13 protein-coding genes and 1 riboswitch are annotated in these 14,275 nt (G+C 73.2%); of the genes, 7 read left to right on the top strand and 6 right to left on the bottom strand.

Features of this window, described 5'->3' with window-relative positions; all coding sequences use genetic code 11:
- Positions 1-268 precede the first annotated feature (268 nt).
- Positions 269-1,693 (bottom strand): tetratricopeptide repeat protein, encoded by a 1,425-nt coding sequence (locus tag ACZ44S_RS37115; protein ID WP_466937471.1) that lies wholly within the window; start codon positions 1,691-1,693, stop codon positions 269-271.
- 172 nt (positions 1,694-1,865) lie between these two features.
- Here ACZ44S_RS37115 and ACZ44S_RS37110 point away from each other — a divergent pair, with 172 nt between their 5' ends.
- The 3 genes from ACZ44S_RS37110 (at position 1,866) to ACZ44S_RS37100 (ending at position 4,171) form a co-directional block, all read left to right on the top strand.
- Entirely contained in the window at positions 1,866-2,366 is a 501-nt protein-coding gene (locus ACZ44S_RS37110; RefSeq protein ID WP_466937468.1) for a DUF6668 family protein, read from the top strand.
- A gap of 56 nt (positions 2,367-2,422) precedes the next feature.
- Complete coding sequence (locus tag ACZ44S_RS37105; RefSeq protein WP_466937465.1) at positions 2,423-3,505, top strand: amidase family protein; 1,083 nt, start codon at positions 2,423-2,425, stop codon at positions 3,503-3,505.
- 81 nt (positions 3,506-3,586) lie between these two features.
- Positions 3,587-4,171: a flavodoxin family protein gene (locus tag ACZ44S_RS37100; RefSeq protein WP_466937462.1), complete on the top strand. Its 585-nt coding sequence runs from the start codon at positions 3,587-3,589 to the stop codon at positions 4,169-4,171.
- A gap of 7 nt (positions 4,172-4,178) precedes the next feature.
- Here ACZ44S_RS37100 and ACZ44S_RS37095 read toward each other — a convergent pair whose 3' ends face one another.
- The 4 genes from ACZ44S_RS37095 to ACZ44S_RS37080 form a co-directional block, all read right to left on the bottom strand.
- Complete coding sequence (locus ACZ44S_RS37095; protein WP_466937458.1) at positions 4,179-5,054, bottom strand: ABC transporter permease; 876 nt, start codon at positions 5,052-5,054, stop codon at positions 4,179-4,181.
- The gene (locus ACZ44S_RS37090) at positions 5,041-6,015 is read right to left on the bottom strand and encodes an ATP-binding cassette domain-containing protein (RefSeq protein WP_466937455.1); all 975 of its coding nucleotides are present in this window, start codon (positions 6,013-6,015) and stop codon (positions 5,041-5,043) included. Before ACZ44S_RS37090 ends, ACZ44S_RS37095 begins: the two co-directional genes overlap by 14 nt.
- A 40-nt stretch (positions 6,016-6,055) precedes the next feature.
- Positions 6,056-7,276 carry a LolA family protein gene (locus ACZ44S_RS37085; RefSeq protein ID WP_466937452.1) on the bottom strand — a complete coding sequence of 407 codons (1,221 nt, stop codon included), beginning with the start codon at positions 7,274-7,276 and terminating at the stop codon, positions 6,056-6,058.
- Between the two features lie 243 nt (positions 7,277-7,519).
- A complete protein-coding gene (locus ACZ44S_RS37080) occupies positions 7,520-8,530 on the bottom strand; it encodes a polyprenyl synthetase family protein (protein ID WP_466937449.1) in 1,011 nt (336 codons plus the stop codon).
- Between the two features lie 525 nt (positions 8,531-9,055).
- Positions 9,056-9,224, top strand: a riboswitch (cyclic di-AMP (ydaO/yuaA leader).
- A 3-nt stretch (positions 9,225-9,227) separates the two neighbouring features.
- Between ACZ44S_RS37080 and ACZ44S_RS37075 the strand changes: the two genes are divergently transcribed.
- Positions 9,228-9,716, top strand: coding sequence for a transglycosylase SLT domain-containing protein (locus tag ACZ44S_RS37075; protein ID WP_466937446.1), 489 nt, complete (start codon positions 9,228-9,230; stop codon positions 9,714-9,716).
- Here ACZ44S_RS37075 and ACZ44S_RS37070 read toward each other — a convergent pair.
- Entirely contained in the window at positions 9,680-10,552 is an 873-nt protein-coding gene (locus ACZ44S_RS37070) for an HAD family hydrolase (RefSeq protein ID WP_466937444.1), read from the bottom strand. The two genes, ACZ44S_RS37075 and ACZ44S_RS37070, sit on opposite strands and share 37 nt — an antisense overlap.
- 222 nt (positions 10,553-10,774) lie before the next feature.
- On the opposite strand from ACZ44S_RS37070, the gene ACZ44S_RS37065 reads away from it, so the two are divergent.
- Genes ACZ44S_RS37065 through ACZ44S_RS37055 form a run of 3 tightly spaced genes read left to right on the top strand, consistent with a single transcriptional unit; the run spans position 10,775 to position 14,270 of the window.
- Complete coding sequence (locus ACZ44S_RS37065; RefSeq protein WP_466937441.1) at positions 10,775-11,845, top strand: GNAT family N-acetyltransferase; 1,071 nt, start codon at positions 10,775-10,777, stop codon at positions 11,843-11,845.
- A 20-nt stretch (positions 11,846-11,865) separates the two neighbouring features.
- The gene (locus ACZ44S_RS37060; protein WP_466937438.1) at positions 11,866-13,443 is read left to right on the top strand and encodes a glycosyltransferase family 2 protein; all 1,578 of its coding nucleotides are present in this window, start codon (positions 11,866-11,868) and stop codon (positions 13,441-13,443) included.
- On the top strand, positions 13,440-14,270 hold the full coding sequence (locus ACZ44S_RS37055) for a polysaccharide deacetylase family protein (protein WP_466937435.1): 831 nt from the start codon (positions 13,440-13,442) through the stop codon (positions 14,268-14,270). Before ACZ44S_RS37060 ends, ACZ44S_RS37055 begins: the two co-directional genes overlap by 4 nt.
- Positions 14,271-14,275 lie beyond the last annotated feature (5 nt).

The raw sequence follows: 14,275 nt of genomic DNA, 5'->3' as shown, positions 1-14,275 counted from the left end.
CCAGCTCGGCCTTCGGCCGTCCCGTCCTCGCCACCCGGCCATCATGCCGAACCAGCACTGACTTACGAAGCGAATTCCCGACTCAGGACACTAGGCCCTGTCGTCATATTCCCGTCTGCCGTGCGACGCCATGCACGCTCCCCCGCTGCCCTGAAGGCGCGTCAGGTGCCCCCATTCGCCGCACCGGGCCCTGACCCGAGTACCTCCCGTACGAGGCCCAGGGCCCGGCACTCCCCCAGCCTTCGGCCGGGGGACCTCCAGAGCCCGCTCAGGGGCGCTGCGTGCGAGCGCGTTCGGTCAGGCGGCCCATGCGGGCGCGGGCGGACTCCAGCTCCTCCATCTCGTCGGCGGCGGGGCCGCCCTCGGCGGTGAGTTCGGTCCACAGTGCGATCAGCTCGTGCCCGAGCTCCAGTCCGAGCAGCGGGTCGCGCACCGCGCGCCATGCGGTGGCGGCGCTGCGGACGTTGCCGTAGGCGGCCTCGGCGTCCTGCGCACGGCGGCAGATCAGGGCGAGGTCGAGGGAGAGGCGGAAGGCGCGCAGCGGCTCACCGGCCAGGTAGGCGATGTACGCGGTGAGTTCGCGCAGGCGGAGCACCTCGGGGTGCTCCGGCCCGAGGGTGGCCGACGCCTCCGCCACGGTCTCCTCCGCCAGGCGGGCGGCCGTGTCGATCCGGCCGGAGCGGACGGCGTCGTTGACCCGGGCCATGGGCTCGGCGAGGTGGTTCTCGCCGGAGCCGGCCGGCGGCTCGTCGCCGAGCACGGCCTCCGCCACGGCGTCGAACCCGCGGGGCGGGGTGGGCTTGGGGTCGGGGTCCGGCTCCGGCTCCCGTTCCTGCTCCGTGGGGTGAGGCCGCACGTCCATGGGCGGGGGCGGGCCGAACTCGCCCGTCGGGGGCACGACCGTGCCCGGCGGCGTCGCCTCCGCCTGCCCGGGCACGGCGCGCAACTCGAACGTCGGTACGGCGTCCTGGGGAGCCCGCGGTTCGGGGACCGGCCGCAGCTTGTAGGTGGGGGTGGCATCCCGCACGGCATCCGGCTCCGCCGGGGCGTCCGGCTCCGGCACAGGACGCAGAAGGTGCGTCGGAAGATTGGCCTCGGCCCCACTCCCCCGCCCGGCCTCCGCCCCGGAGACGGACTCCACACCCCGCGTCGGCACAGCGCCAGGCGTCGGCTCCGAGCCCCGGCCGGACTCCGACCGCCCCCCAGGCACCGGTCCCGGCACGGGCAGCGAGCCCGGAAGGGGACCGGCACCCCGCGCAGGCTCCGCTCCCCGCACGGACTCCGGTCCCGGCACGGGCTCCACACCCCGCACCGGCCCAGCGTCAGGCGTCGGCTGTGGGCCGTGTTGTGGGGTCCGGTTTCCGACCGGACCGATCGGTGCCGGGCGGCTCGTGAAATGGCTGGAGCCGTCCGGGTCGACCTGGAGGGGGACGACGTAGCCGATGCGTTCGTCGTGCACGGTGGCCAGGACCGCGTGCCCGGAGGCGATGGCGATGCGGTGGAGGCGGTTCAGCACCGCCTGCTGGATCTCCTCACCGGGCCCCGCGATCACCGTCACACCGCCGACCGACGCCCCGCCCGTACCGGCCCCGCCGGGGACGGGGACATGAACGTCGATCGGCATCGCCGCAAGGTTCGCCGCATGCGCGGCCTGCTGCTGTTCCCGCTTCTTCTCGCGGCTGAGTCGAGACATCGTCCCCTCATTCGGGTCGTACCACCTACCGTCGAGTCTGTCCGCTCGCCCGCGCTTCTCACGTCACCGCGTTGTCACAGGCTCGTCCCAACGACCGTCCCCGCCGGTTCCCCGTCCCCCCGGCGGCATGAAGATCGAGGTGGCGAGCAGGAGAGGGGGCATGCGGACAGGCATGCGACAGGGACCGGAGATCTGGATCCGAGGGCCGGTGACGGCACCGGAGGCGGAGGCGGCTCCGCCGGAGCCCGCCCCCGCACAGGCGACGGCCCGGCGCTTCTCCTGGGTGGGTCTGCACGGCGGTGCCGGCGTCTCGACACTCGCCGCGGTCTACGGCGGACACGACAGCGGACGCGTCTGGCCCGGCCCCGCAGATCCGCGGTCGGTGCTCCTCGTCGCCCGGACGCACGCCGCCGGACTGGACGCGGTCGTCCCGGCCGCCGAGGTGTTCCGGCGCGGAGAGGCACCCCAAGGGCTCGACCTGGATGCCGTGGTCCTGGTGGCGGACGCGCCGGGACGGCTGCCGCGTCCCCTGGCCCACCGGATCCGGCTGATCGAATCGATGATCGACGTGTACCGCGTGCCCTGGGTGCCCGAGTGGCGGCTGGGCGACCTGAGCGGCCGGCCGCCCCGCGAGACGGAGCCGCTGGCCCGTCTGACGGGCGCGTCGCGCTGAACGGGGACGGTGTCGAGGAGATCGCCTCCGCCGTCCGCGCGCGGCGACGGCGGGCCGTGGAGGTGGTCGCGGGGGCGCTGGAGGGGATCGCGGAGGCCGATCCGAAACTGTGCGCGTTCCTCGAGGTGTGGGGCGAGGCGGCGCTGCGGCAGGCGGACGAGGTGGACGCGCGGGTCGCCGCCGGGGAGCCGCTGCCGCTGGCCGGGGTGCCGGTCGCGGTCAAGGGGCGGCGCGGTGCGGTCGCGGCCGGACCGCTGCTCGCGGCCGGTTGTGTCGCGGTGGGCGCCACCTCGGTACCCGGGCCGGGCACTCCCTGGCAGACATGGGGGCTCGGGGCGCACGGCCGTACCGTCAATCCGTGGCGGGCGGACCGCACGCCGGGCGGTTCCTCGGCCGGGTCGGCGGTCGCCGTGGCGGCCGGGCTGGTGCCGCTGGCGACGGGCAGTGACGGCGCGGGCTCGGTGCGGATCCCGGCGGCGTGGTGCGGGGTCGTCGGGCTGAAGGTCACGGGCGGCCGGCTCCCCTCGCCCGACCGTACGGGTCTCGCGGCGCCGGGGGTCCTCGCCCGCACGGCCTCGGACGCGACGGCGTGGTGGCGGGTGATGTCGGGCCGGCCCGCTCCGGCCGGGCCCCCCGTGACCTTCCCCGTCGCCGCCGTCTGGTCCCCCGACCTCGGCTTCGCCGTGCCCGACCCGGAACCCGTCGCCCTGGCCCGGGCGGCGGTCGGCCGGCTCGTCGACGCGGGGGTCGTGCGGCTGGTGCGGTCGTCTCCGCCACTGCGGCTCCTCGACCCCGCGCCGGCCTGGTTCGCCCTGCGCACCCCCGGCGCCGACCTCACCGACGCCCACCGCGTCCGCGCCGGGAACAACGCCCGCCTGGCGGCCCTCTTCGCCCGCACCCCCCTGCTGCTCACCCCCACGACACCCACGCAACCGCACGGTCACGACGGCCCCGGCGACGTCTACTCGACCGCGCTCACCTGGGCGTTCAACGTCAGCGGTCACCCCGCGTCAAGCCTTGCGGCCGGATTCGGCGCCGACGGCTGTCCGGCAGGGCTCCACCTGGTGGCGCCGCACGGACGGGAGGAGGTGCTGCTCGCCGTGGCGCGGGAGGCGGAGCGGCGCGGGGCCGTCGGCTGAAGTCACCCTTGGCGAATTGCTTGCATGCGCATATGATGCACATGCTTATTACTGGCGTACGCCGAGCATCTGGGGATGATCATGACTCGTCGTTTTCTCTTCGTCCTGGGCAGTGCCCGCCCCGACGGCAACACCGAACTGCTGGCCCGCCGGGCCGCCGAACAGCTGCCCCCGGACGTGGAGCAGCAGTGGATCGACCTCACCGCCCACCCCGTCCCCGACTTCGAGGACCTGCGCCACGACAACGACCACGTCCGCCCCACCGAAGGCGCCGTGGCCCTGCTCCTCGACGCGACACTGGCCGCGACCGACGTGGTCATCGCCTCGCCGCTGTACTGGTACTCGCTGTCCGCGCAGACCAAGCGCTACCTCGACCACTGGTCGGGCTGGCTGCGCACCCCGGGACTGGACTTCAAGGCGGCCATGGCGGGGCGCACCCTGTGGGGCGTCACCGCGCTCGCACACGAGGAGCCGGAGGTCGCCGACCCGCTGGTGGGCACCCTGAACAACTCGGCCGCGTACATGGGGATGCGGTTCGGCGGGGTGCTGCTCGGCAACGGCAGCAAGCCGGGTGACGTACTGAGGGACACCGAGGCGCTGACCCGGGCCAAGACGTTCTTCGCGCGGGAGGCACCGCTCGCCCGCTTCCCCTACGAGGCCGGCTGACGCGCTCCTAGGCGGTGATGTCCTTCGACGTGAACCTCGCCCACGCCGCCGAGCCGAACACGGCCGCGTAGAGGGCCTGGAGGCCCAGGTTCTTCGTCAGGTCGTCCCAGTAGACCGGCTCGCGCATCAGGTCGGCGAAGGACAGCCAGTAGTGGGAGAAGAGATAGGGGTGCAGGGCGTGCAGCTGGGGGATCTGGTCGAGGATCTGGACCGTGATCAGCAGCCCGACCGTGGTCGCCATCGCCGCGATGCCGCTGTTGGTCAGCGTGGAGACGAAGAGGCCGAGCGCCGCCACGCCGATCAGTGACACGGCGACGACCAGGGCGATGAGCAGGGCTCTGGCCAGGCCCTCGCCGAAGCCGATGCGGGTGCCCGAGATGGTCGTGAGGTCGCCCAGCGGGAACAGCAGCGCGCCGACGAGCAGCGCCGAGACGGCGACCACCAGGGTGGCGACCAGACAGAAGGCCATGACCGTCGCGTACTTGGTGAGCAGCAGACGGGTCCGGCCCGCGGGGGCGACCAGGAGGTAGCGCAGCGTCCCGGCGTTCGCCTCGCCGGCGAGGGCGTCGCCCGCGACCACCCCGATCGCCATGGGCAGGAAGAACGGCAGGGTGGCGGCGAGCGCGGTGAAGACCAGGAACAGTCCGTTGTTGGTGATCTGCGAGATGAACGCCGGGCCGCCGCCTCCGCCGCCCCCGTGCCCGGCCGGCGAGCCGTCGCCGGTCTCGATCCGCACGGCGATGCCGACGAGGACCGGCACGGCCGCCAGCACCCCGAGCAGGGCCAGGGTGCGCCAGCGCCGGAACGTGGTGAGCAGCTCGCTGCGGAACAGGCCGAGGGTCCACAGCGGGCTCGCCTTCCGCACCGCTTCAGCCCGCGACATCGAACCCCTCCCCGGTCAGTGCCACGAACGCGTCCTCCAGCGAGGCCCGTTCGACCCCGAACCCGCGGACCCGGACACCGGCGGTGACCAGGGCCGCGTTCACCTCGGCGAGGTCGCGCTCGGGCGCCTCGCCGGTCACCCGGTCCTCCGCCACGACGACATCGGCGACTCCCTGCTCCTTCAGCACCCGGGCGGCGTCCGCCGGGTCCGCAGTGGTCACCACCAGCCGGCCGCGGGCGCCCGCGGCCAGGTCGGCGACCGGGCCCTGGGTGATCAGCCGGCCCTGGGCCATCACGGCGGCGTGCGTGCACACCTGCTCGATCTCGTCGAGGAGGTGGGAGGAGAGGAAGACGGTCGTGCCGTCCGAGGCCAGCTCGCGGATCAGTGTGCGGATCTCCCGCATGCCCTGCGGGTCGAGGCCGTTGGTCGGCTCGTCCAGGACGAGCAGCCGGCGCGGCTGGAGCAGCGCGGCCGCGAGACCGAGGCGCTGCTTCATGCCGAGGGAGTACGCCTTCGCCTTCTTGCCCGCGGCGGCCGTGAGGCCCACCCGGTCCAGTGCGGCGGCCACGCGGGCGCGCCGGGTGCGCGGATCGGCGGTGGGATCGGCGGCGTCGTAGCGCAGCAGGTTGTCCCGGCCGGAGAGGAAGCCGTAGAGGGCGGGGCCCTCGATGAGGGCCCCGACGTGGGGCAGGACGGCGCGCGCGGAGCGCGGCATGGGCCGCCCCAGGACGTGCGCCGTGCCGGAGGTCGGCTCGATCAGCCCCATCAGCATGCGGATGGTGGTGGTCTTGCCCGAGCCGTTGGGGCCGAGGAAGCCGAAGACGCTGCCCGCCGGGACGGTCAGCCGCAGACCGTCGACGGCGAGCTGTCCGCCGCGGTAGCGCTTGGTGAGCGCGCGGGTGGTGATGACTCCCTCACCCGCGTGCTCCCCGTCCGGCTCGCCGGCGGACGCCTCTGCCATCGGCTCCCTCGTTCCCTGTCCTGTCGTACGGTTGTGCGGCCTACTTCCCCGCGTCGGCCGCCTTCACGAGCGCGTCCTTGGTGACGGTGCCCACGTAGACCTTGCCGTCCTCGGTGATCAGGGCGTTGACCAGGCGGGTGCTGAACACCGTGCCGGTGCCGAAGTCGCCCTTGACCTGGTCGCCGAGCGAGCCGAGGAAGCCGCCGAGGTCACCGCCGGCCTCACCGGTGGGCAGGCCGCCCTCGCTGCCGGTGTCGAAGGTGGCGATGGAGTTCCAGCCCTCGCCGAGCATCTTCAGCCCGTCGAGGCCCTTGGCCAGGTCCTCCTCCGACTTGGGGGCCCGCTCCGGCTTTCCGGGGTGCTCCCGGCCGTGGTCGAGTGCGTCGTCCTCGGTCACCTCGGCGCCCTTGGGCGGGGTGAACTCGAAGGTCGACGCGGCCGGCCGGTCGAAGCTCACCTTGGTGAAGCCGACGTCCACGACGGCCGCGCCGCCGCTCGACGGGGTGAGCGTGAACTTCAGCGGCATACCGGTCTTGTGGTCGACCGCGATACTGATCGCGCCGACCGTGGAGCCGGACTGCTTGGGCTCGACGACCAGCTTGTAGGCGTCCCGGCCGGCCACCTGGGCGGTGCCGTCGACGGTCACGGACGTGGTGTCGTCGACCGACTTCAGCGCCTCCTCGGCGAAGTCCTTCGGGGTGGCCGGGGGCTGCTGCTCCCGCTCCTCGCCGGACGTGTCGACGGTGGCGTGGTAGACCGCGTTGGACCCGCTGTCGTAGCCCCAGAGGTCCTCGCCGTTGCGGATCAGGCTGTACTCGGCGGCGTCCTCGAGGAGCGACACCTTCTGCCGGTCGGGGCCGTCGGCGGCGACCCGCAGCGTGTGCGTGCCGGACGCCAGTTCGGTGAGCTTGGCGGACGGGTCGGCCGAGGAGCCGCCCTCCTCGCCCTGCCCCATCGCGCCGGACGCGATGCTGTTCTCCAGGCCGCCGAGGTTCGGCAGTCCGAGGTCCGTGGTGATCTTCACGGTGCCGGACAGCTGCTCGACGTCCGACTTCGCGATCTTCTCGATGAGCTGCGCAGCGGTGATCTCCGGCAGGTCGGGGTCGCCGGAGCTGGCGATCGCGGGGACGAGCCCGATGGTCGCGGCCGCCACTCCCATCACCGTGACCGGGACGACGTACCGCGCGGCCCTGCGCCGCCCCGTGCGCGGCTCGTCGACCTCCTCCGCGGCCGTCGTGTTCTCGGATTCGTACGGTGCCATGTGTGCCCTCCGTGGTCGGCGGCGGCTTCCGTCTCGTGTCCTCGCACCAGTTTCACCCTGAGCCGCCATTCTCACCCGAACCGGTGAGAAGTGGTGTTGTCCGTCGTGGTCCATCTGACCAAATCCCGCACGCGGAAGCGTCAGACCCCGGACGCAACTCCGTGTACTGCTCCGGTATGACACGCGAGGTGGTTTTCTCCCCCGACCAGTAGGGGGCGCGGGGGAGTTCGGGCCCGGCCGGGCTCAGCCGGCGCGGTGCACCACCGCGTCGCACAGCTGCACGAGTGCCGCCTTCGCCTCGCACTCCCGCAGCGGGGCCAGCGCGGCGCGCGCCTCCTCGGCGTACCGCACGGTGTCCCGGCGGGCCTGCTCGAGCGCGGGGTGCGCGCGCAGCAGCCGCAGCGCCTCGGCGTGCCGGGCGTCGTCGGTGAGGTCGGAGTCCAGCAGCTCGCACAGGGCGATGTCCTCGGCCAGTCCCAGCCGGGCCGCCCGCTCGCGCAGCCGCAGCACGGGCAGCGTGGCGATGCCCTCGCGCAGGTCGGTGCCGGGGGTCTTGCCGGACTCGCTGGAGTCGGAGGCGATGTCCAGGACGTCGTCGGCGAGCTGGAAGGCGACGCCGAGCCGCTCGCCGTACTGGGTGAGCACGTCCACGACCGTCTCGTCGGCGCCGGACATCATCGCGCCGAAGCGGCAGGAGACGGCGACCAGCGATCCGGTCTTGCCGCCGAGCACGTCCAGATAGTGGTCGACGGGGTCGCGGCCGTCCTGCGGTCCCGCGGTCTCCAGGATCTGCCCGGTGACCAGCCGTTCGAACGCCTCGGCCTGCACCCGCACGGCCTCCGGTCCGAGGTCGGCCAGGATGTGCGAGGCCCGGGCGAAGAGGAAGTCACCGGTGAGGACCGCGACGGAGTTGCCCCAGCGGGCGTTCGCACTGTCGACACCGCGCCGGACATCGGCCTCGTCCATGACGTCGTCGTGGTAGAGCGTGGCCAGGTGGGTGAGCTCCACGACCACGGCGGACGGCACGATGCCGGGCGCGTAGGGGTCGCCGAACTGGGCGGCGAGCATCACCAGCAGCGGACGGAACCGCTTGCCGCCGGCCCGCACCAGATGCTGGGCGGCACCGGTGATGAAGGGGACCTCACTCTTGGTGGCCTCGATCAGCCCTTCCTCGACAGCCGTCATTCCGGCCTGGACATCGGCTTCCAGAGCCTGGTCCCGCACGCTCAGCCCGAACGGCCCGACGACGGTCACGAGGGGTCTCCTGTCTGCTGGTGTCCACTGGCGGTTACACGGAATGTCGATAGGTCGCTGCCATCACTCAAGTCAGCGTATCCGGTCACGTTTCGATCACCGCCAGCACCCGGGGTTACCGGCAGGGCGGTACCGGATCGGGAGCGGAGCGCTTTTGATCGGTTGATAACAACGGACAATGGCCTCTTTCCCGGACGTAACACCCTGCCAATCATCCTGCCCGGCCGTCCGTCCGATTTGCCGTTATTAGCAAGTGAATTCCTCTTGGCGGTAAATGCTCTCGGGCTCCGTGACCAGTGAAGTGAGTCACGCGCCGCCCGCCGGGTCCACCGGCCCACCCGAAGGGCGTTCCCCCTTCCCCCTGAACCGAGTTGACCCTTGGCACCCGCAAAGGATCAAGCGCCCCAAATCGCCCGATCCAAGATCAAAGGGCTGATTGTGTGATCCCCGTACTTGTTCCCCCCATGTGCTCTCGCATACGTTCCGGGCCTGCCGGGCGGACGCCGAATCCTGCCACCGCCCGCATCACACCCACCGACGAACTCACGCACGGCAGGAGCGGGGGACCCAGGTAAGCCGCCGGGCCGGCCACGCGCCGGAACGGCTAGGGGTGAAGCCATGCCTTCGGAGCATGGCCGGGCACTCTCCCGCCCGAATCCGACAGCTCACCTCGCAGGCGTAGGAGAGGAACCCAGACATGTCCGTTTCCGGTCAGCTCCGTCGCTTCGGCACCCGCCGCCTCGCCCGCTCCCTCGCCGTCGCCGGCACCGGCGTCGCCGTGGTCGCCCTCCCGCTGTTCGGCGCCACCACCGCCTCCGCGGCCACCACGACGGCCACCACGACCGCCGCTTCCACGACGGTGTACGCGGACAACCTCGACGGCTGGATCCGCGAGTCGCTGGACATCATGGCGCAGCAGGGCATCCCGGGCTCCTACGACGCCATCCACCGCAACATCATGCGCGAGTCCTCCGGCAACCCGGCCGCCATCAACCTCTGGGACTCCAACGCCGCCAAGGGCACCCCGTCGAAGGGCCTGCTGCAGGTCATCGACCCGACCTTCCAGGCCTACCACGTGCCCGGCACCGCCTTCGACCCGTTCGACCCGGTCGCGAACATCACGGCGGCCTGCAACTACGCCGCCGACCGCTACGGCTCGATCGACAACGTCTTCGGCGCGTACTGAGCCGACCGCTGACGGCCGAGCACGGCCGGCCCACCGAACAGTCGCTCGAGGACGACGGCCACGCCGTCGTCCTCGTTCGACGTGGTGACCTCGTCGGCCACCGCCTTCAGCTCCGGGTGCGCGTTGGCCATGGCGACGCCGTGCGCCGCCCAGTCGAACATGGGGATGTCGTTGGGCATGTCCCCGAAGGCGATCGTCCGGTCCGGGCCCAGCCCCAGGTGCTCGGCGGCCAGCGCCAGTCCGCTCGCCTTGGTCACCCCGCACGGCTGGAGCTCCACGGTGCCCGGTCCCGACATGGTGACCGTCGCCAGCGAACCGACCACCGCGCGCGCCGCCGCCGCCAACGCGTCGTCGGACAGCCGCGGGTGGCGCAGCAGCACCTTGCTGATCGGCCGCTCCCACAGATCACGCCGCCGCTCGACCCGCACCGCGGGCAGCGTCGGGTGCGGCATCAGATAGCCCGGCTCGATCAGCGTCAGCCCGTCGACCCCGTCCTGGTCGACCGCGGCGTACACCTCCCCCACCTCGGCCTCGATCTTGCCGAGGGCGGTCTCCGCCAGTTCCCGGTCCAGCGTGACGGACCACAGCAGCCGGTCCGCGCCGGCGTCGTACACCTGCGCGCCCTGGCCGCACACCGCGAGCCCCGTGGAGCCGAGATCGTCCAGGAGCGGCCGCACCCTGGGGGCGGGACGCCCCGTCACCACGAGGTGCCGGGCACCGGCCCGCTCCACCCGCGCGAGGGCGGCGAGGGAGCGGTCGGACAGGGTGTCGTCGCCGCGCAGCAGCGTCCCGTCCAGGTCGGTGGCGATGAGTGAAAAAGCGGTGGGTGCGGCCATGATCAGAGAATACGGACAACGCGACCGTCCGATTCACCATGCCCGTTTCCGCTCGCTTTAGGTGCGGTTCCCCTTCCGTCATCGCCGGGTACGGACCGGTTGAGGACTCTTTCACCGTTTGGCAAGAACATCGTCCGCTATCTACCGCCCCCGTGGGCCCGGGCGGTACCTTCCAAGAGTCCAGGGGGGACTTGATCGGGGGGTCAGGTGAGCAGTGGACGCATGCGCGTGCTGAGGCCGGAGGAGCTCGGCGAGGGGGAACGGGAGCGCTGGCGCGAACTGCGCGCCGCGGCGGACGCGCCGCGCAGCCCCTTCATGGAACCGGAGTTCGCCACCGCCGTGGGCCGGGTTCGGCCGGGGGCCCGGGTGGCCGTGCTGTACGAAGGGGCGGACCCGGCGGGCTTCCTGCCCTACGAGCGGGGCGTGGCGGGTCAGGGCCGGGCGATCGGGCTCGGGGTGTCGGACTGCCAGGGCGCGGTGCTGGCTCCCGGTGCCGTCCTGGAGACCGGTGAACTGCTGCGGGCCTGCTCGGTGTCGAGTTTCGCCTTCGACAACCTGGAGGCCGGCCAGGAACTGTTCGTGCCGCACGCGGCCGAGGAGCACGCCACGTTCGTCATCGACGTGGAGAAGGGCTACGAGACCTACGAGTCGGTGCTGCGCACCCAGTCGCCGAAGTTCCTCAAGACCACGCTGGCCAAGGAGCGCAGGCTGGGCCGCCAGGCCGGACCCGTGCGGTTCGTCTTCGACGAACGCGACCCGGCCGCGCTGCGGGCGCTCGTCGAGTGGAAGTCGGCGCAGTACCGCAGGACCGGGCGCCGCGACCGGTTCGCGCAGGAGTGGATCGCCCGGCTCGTGGGCCGGCTCGCCGAGACCCGGACCCCTCAGTGCACCGGCACACTGTCGGTCCTGTACGCCGGTGACCGGCCGGTCGCCGCGCACTTCGGCCTGCGTTCGGCCTCCGTCCTGGCCTGCTGGTTCCCGGCGTACGACCCGGAGTTCGCGAAGTACTCGCCCGGACTCGTGCTGCATCTGCGGATGGCCGAGGCGGCGGCGGCCGAGGGCATCGGGCTGCTCGACATGGGGCGCGGCCGGGCCGCGTACAAGGACTCGCTGAAGACCGGTGAACTCGCCGTCTACGAGGGTGCGGTGACCCGTCCGGGGGCGGGCGCCGCGCTGCACTGGCTGAGCCGCGAACCCGCGCGCCGCGCGCACGCGTTCGTCCGCACCCGCCCGCGCCTCGCGTCGCTGGCGACACGGACCTTGAAGGGCGCGGCCCGGCTGCGCCGCTCGTGAGGAGGGGGAGGGGAGGACGTATGTCCGGCAGAGCACGAGCGCGTACGCAGGCGGAGATACGGCGGTTCCTGTCCATCGGCGCGGTACAGATCGCCGAGCTGGACGTGGCCGCGGGCGGGGACGAGGCCGTGCTCGGACCCGGCCCCGGAAGCCCACCGGTGACCCACGGCGAGGTCTTCCTGCTCGTCAGACGGGCAGGCAGACCGGTGGGCACACTGCTCACCCGGGTACCGGAGGGGGCGGACCCGCGGACGGTACTGACCCGGACGGCACGGCAGGGCTTCCCGGAAACGACACGGCCCACGGGCCCGGATGCCGCCCGTGACGCGGCGGCCTCGCGGGACACGGGCGCGGGCGCCGCACGGGGCACGGCCCCACGGGCTGGGCGGGAACTGAGCGCAGACGCCATCCGAGAAACGCCCCGGCAGGCGACACGGAACGCAGACGCGCTGCCCGCGCGGAACGCAAGCGAGCAGACCGTGCCGGACGCGGGCGAGCAGGCCGTGCCGGACGCGGGCGAGCAGGCCGTGCCGGACGCGGGGGTGTCTTCCGGGACGTCTCGTGGTGGGGCCGGTCGGGCCGTGGACGGTGGCGGTCCGCCGTACGTCTCGGTCGTCGTGGCCACGCGGGAGCGGGCCGGGCAGCTCGCCCGGGCGCTGGACTCGCTGCTCGCGCAGGAGCATCCGCGCTTCGAGGTCGTCGTCGTCGACAACGCGCCCCTGTCCGGCGACACGCGGGACCTGGTGGAGCGGAAGTACGGCGAGCGGGTGCGGTACGTCTGCGAGCCGGCCCCCGGTCTGGCGATCGCCCACAACAGAGGGCTCGCGGCGTCCCGGGGCGAGGTGATCGCGTTCACCGACGACGACGTGGTCGCCGATCCCCGCTGGCTCACCGAGCTGACCGCGCCCTTCGCCGCCGACTCCCGGCTCGGCTGCGTCACCGGACTCATCCTGCCCGCCCGGCTGCGCACCCCCGCCCAGGTCCTGCTGGAGAGCCACGGCGGCTTCGCCAAGGGGTTCACTCCGACGACGTACGACCCTCAGGACCCGCCCCGCGACGAGCCGCTGTTCCCCTTCACCGCGGGCCGCTTCGGCTCCGGCGCGAACATGGCCTTCCGCGCGGACGTGCTGCGTGCCGTCGGCGGTTTCGACCCGGCCACCGGCGCCGGAACACCCGCGCGGGGCGGCGACGACCTGTACGGCTTCGTGCGCGTGCTCGCCGAGGGGCACCGGCTGCACTACACCCCGTACGCGCTGGTGTGGCACCACCACCGGGAGACCTGGGCCGACCTGGAGAGACAGGCGTACGGCTACGGCGCCGGCCTCACCGCCTGTCTCACCGCTGTCCTGGTCAACCGGCCCGCGCTGCTGCCCGCGTTCCTCGCCCGGCTGCCGCGCGGTCTCGCCCACGCCCGCGCCCTGACCGCCGTACGCGACACCGACGGCGGTGGCGGCACACCGGGCGCGCACGACACCCGCACCCACCCCTGGCCGCGCCGGCTGTCGCGGCTGCAGCGCACGGGGATGCTCCACGGGCCGGCCGGATATCTGCGGGCGCGACGGGCGTTGCGGAACGGCGCGGGAAGGGGGACGCGATGAACCCGGCACACAGGACCGCTCCGGCCCGGGACGCCGCACCCGCCATCCCCGTGTTCCTCTACCACGCCGTGATGGACGATCCGCCGGAGTGGATCGCCGAGTTCACCGTCACGCCGAAGGCGTTCGCGGCCCATCTGGACGCGGTCGCCGACAGCGGCCGTACGCCCGTCACCATCAGCGCCCTCGCCGACGGCCTCGCCGGGCGGGCGCCCCTGCCGCCCCGGCCGGTGCTGCTCACCTTCGACGACGGCTTCGCCGACCTGCCCGGCCCGACCGCCGACGTCCTCGCCGGGCGCGGGCTGCCCGTCACCGCCTACCTCACCACCGGCGCCATCGCCCCGGGCGGCCGCAGTCTGCTGCCGCCCGCCCCGATGATGACGCTGCAGGAGGCGAAGCGGCTGGAGGAGGCCGGCATGGAGATCGGCAGCCACACGGTCACCCACGCCCAGCTCGACACGCTCGACGCGCGGCGGTTGCGGGCCGAACTGCTGGACTCCAAGGCCGTTCTGGAGGACGCCCTCGGCCACCGCGTGCCCCACCTCGCCTATCCGCACGGCTACAACAGCCCGCGGGTGCGCACGATGGCCGCCCGGGCCGGCTACGAGACGGCGACCGCCGTGCGGCACGCGCTCAGCTCGGACCGCGACGAGCGCTACCGCATCGCCCGTCTGATCGTCCGCCGCTCCCACACCGTCGCCGATGTCGAGGCGTGGCTCGCGGGCGGCGGCGCACGGATCGCCCCCTACCGGGACGGGCTCAGGACCGTCGGCTGGCGGTGGTACCGCAGGGCCCGCACCGCCCTGCGCGGCCCCGCCTTCGCCGGATGAGCCGG

This window comes from Streptomyces malachitofuscus, assembly GCF_055571035.1.
This window is presented reverse-complemented; position numbering and strand designations above follow the sequence as displayed.

Excerpts from the sequence above, each read along its gene's own strand:
- ACZ44S_RS37085 (WP_466937452.1), bottom strand. The coding sequence starts at position 7,276 with ATGGCACCGTACGAATCCGAGAACACGACGGCCGCGGAGGAGGTCGAC.
- ACZ44S_RS37065 (WP_466937441.1), top strand. The coding sequence starts at position 10,775 with ATGCGCGTGCTGAGGCCGGAGGAGCTCGGCGAGGGGGAACGGGAGCGC.
- ACZ44S_RS37095 (WP_466937458.1), bottom strand. The coding sequence starts at position 5,054 with ATGTCGCGGGCTGAAGCGGTGCGGAAGGCGAGCCCGCTGTGGACCCTC.
- ACZ44S_RS37100 (WP_466937462.1), top strand. The coding sequence starts at position 3,587 with ATGACTCGTCGTTTTCTCTTCGTCCTGGGCAGTGCCCGCCCCGACGGC.
- ACZ44S_RS37070 (WP_466937444.1), bottom strand. The coding sequence starts at position 10,552 with ATGGCCGCACCCACCGCTTTTTCACTCATCGCCACCGACCTGGACGGG.
- ACZ44S_RS37060 (WP_466937438.1), top strand. The coding sequence starts at position 11,866 with ATGTCCGGCAGAGCACGAGCGCGTACGCAGGCGGAGATACGGCGGTTC.
- ACZ44S_RS37115 (WP_466937471.1), bottom strand. The coding sequence starts at position 1,693 with ATGTCTCGACTCAGCCGCGAGAAGAAGCGGGAACAGCAGCAGGCCGCG.
- ACZ44S_RS37110 (WP_466937468.1), top strand. The coding sequence starts at position 1,866 with ATGCGACAGGGACCGGAGATCTGGATCCGAGGGCCGGTGACGGCACCG.
- ACZ44S_RS37090 (WP_466937455.1), bottom strand. The coding sequence starts at position 6,015 with ATGGCAGAGGCGTCCGCCGGCGAGCCGGACGGGGAGCACGCGGGTGAG.
- ACZ44S_RS37075 (WP_466937446.1), top strand. The coding sequence starts at position 9,228 with ATGTCCGTTTCCGGTCAGCTCCGTCGCTTCGGCACCCGCCGCCTCGCC.
- ACZ44S_RS37055 (WP_466937435.1), top strand. The coding sequence starts at position 13,440 with ATGAACCCGGCACACAGGACCGCTCCGGCCCGGGACGCCGCACCCGCC.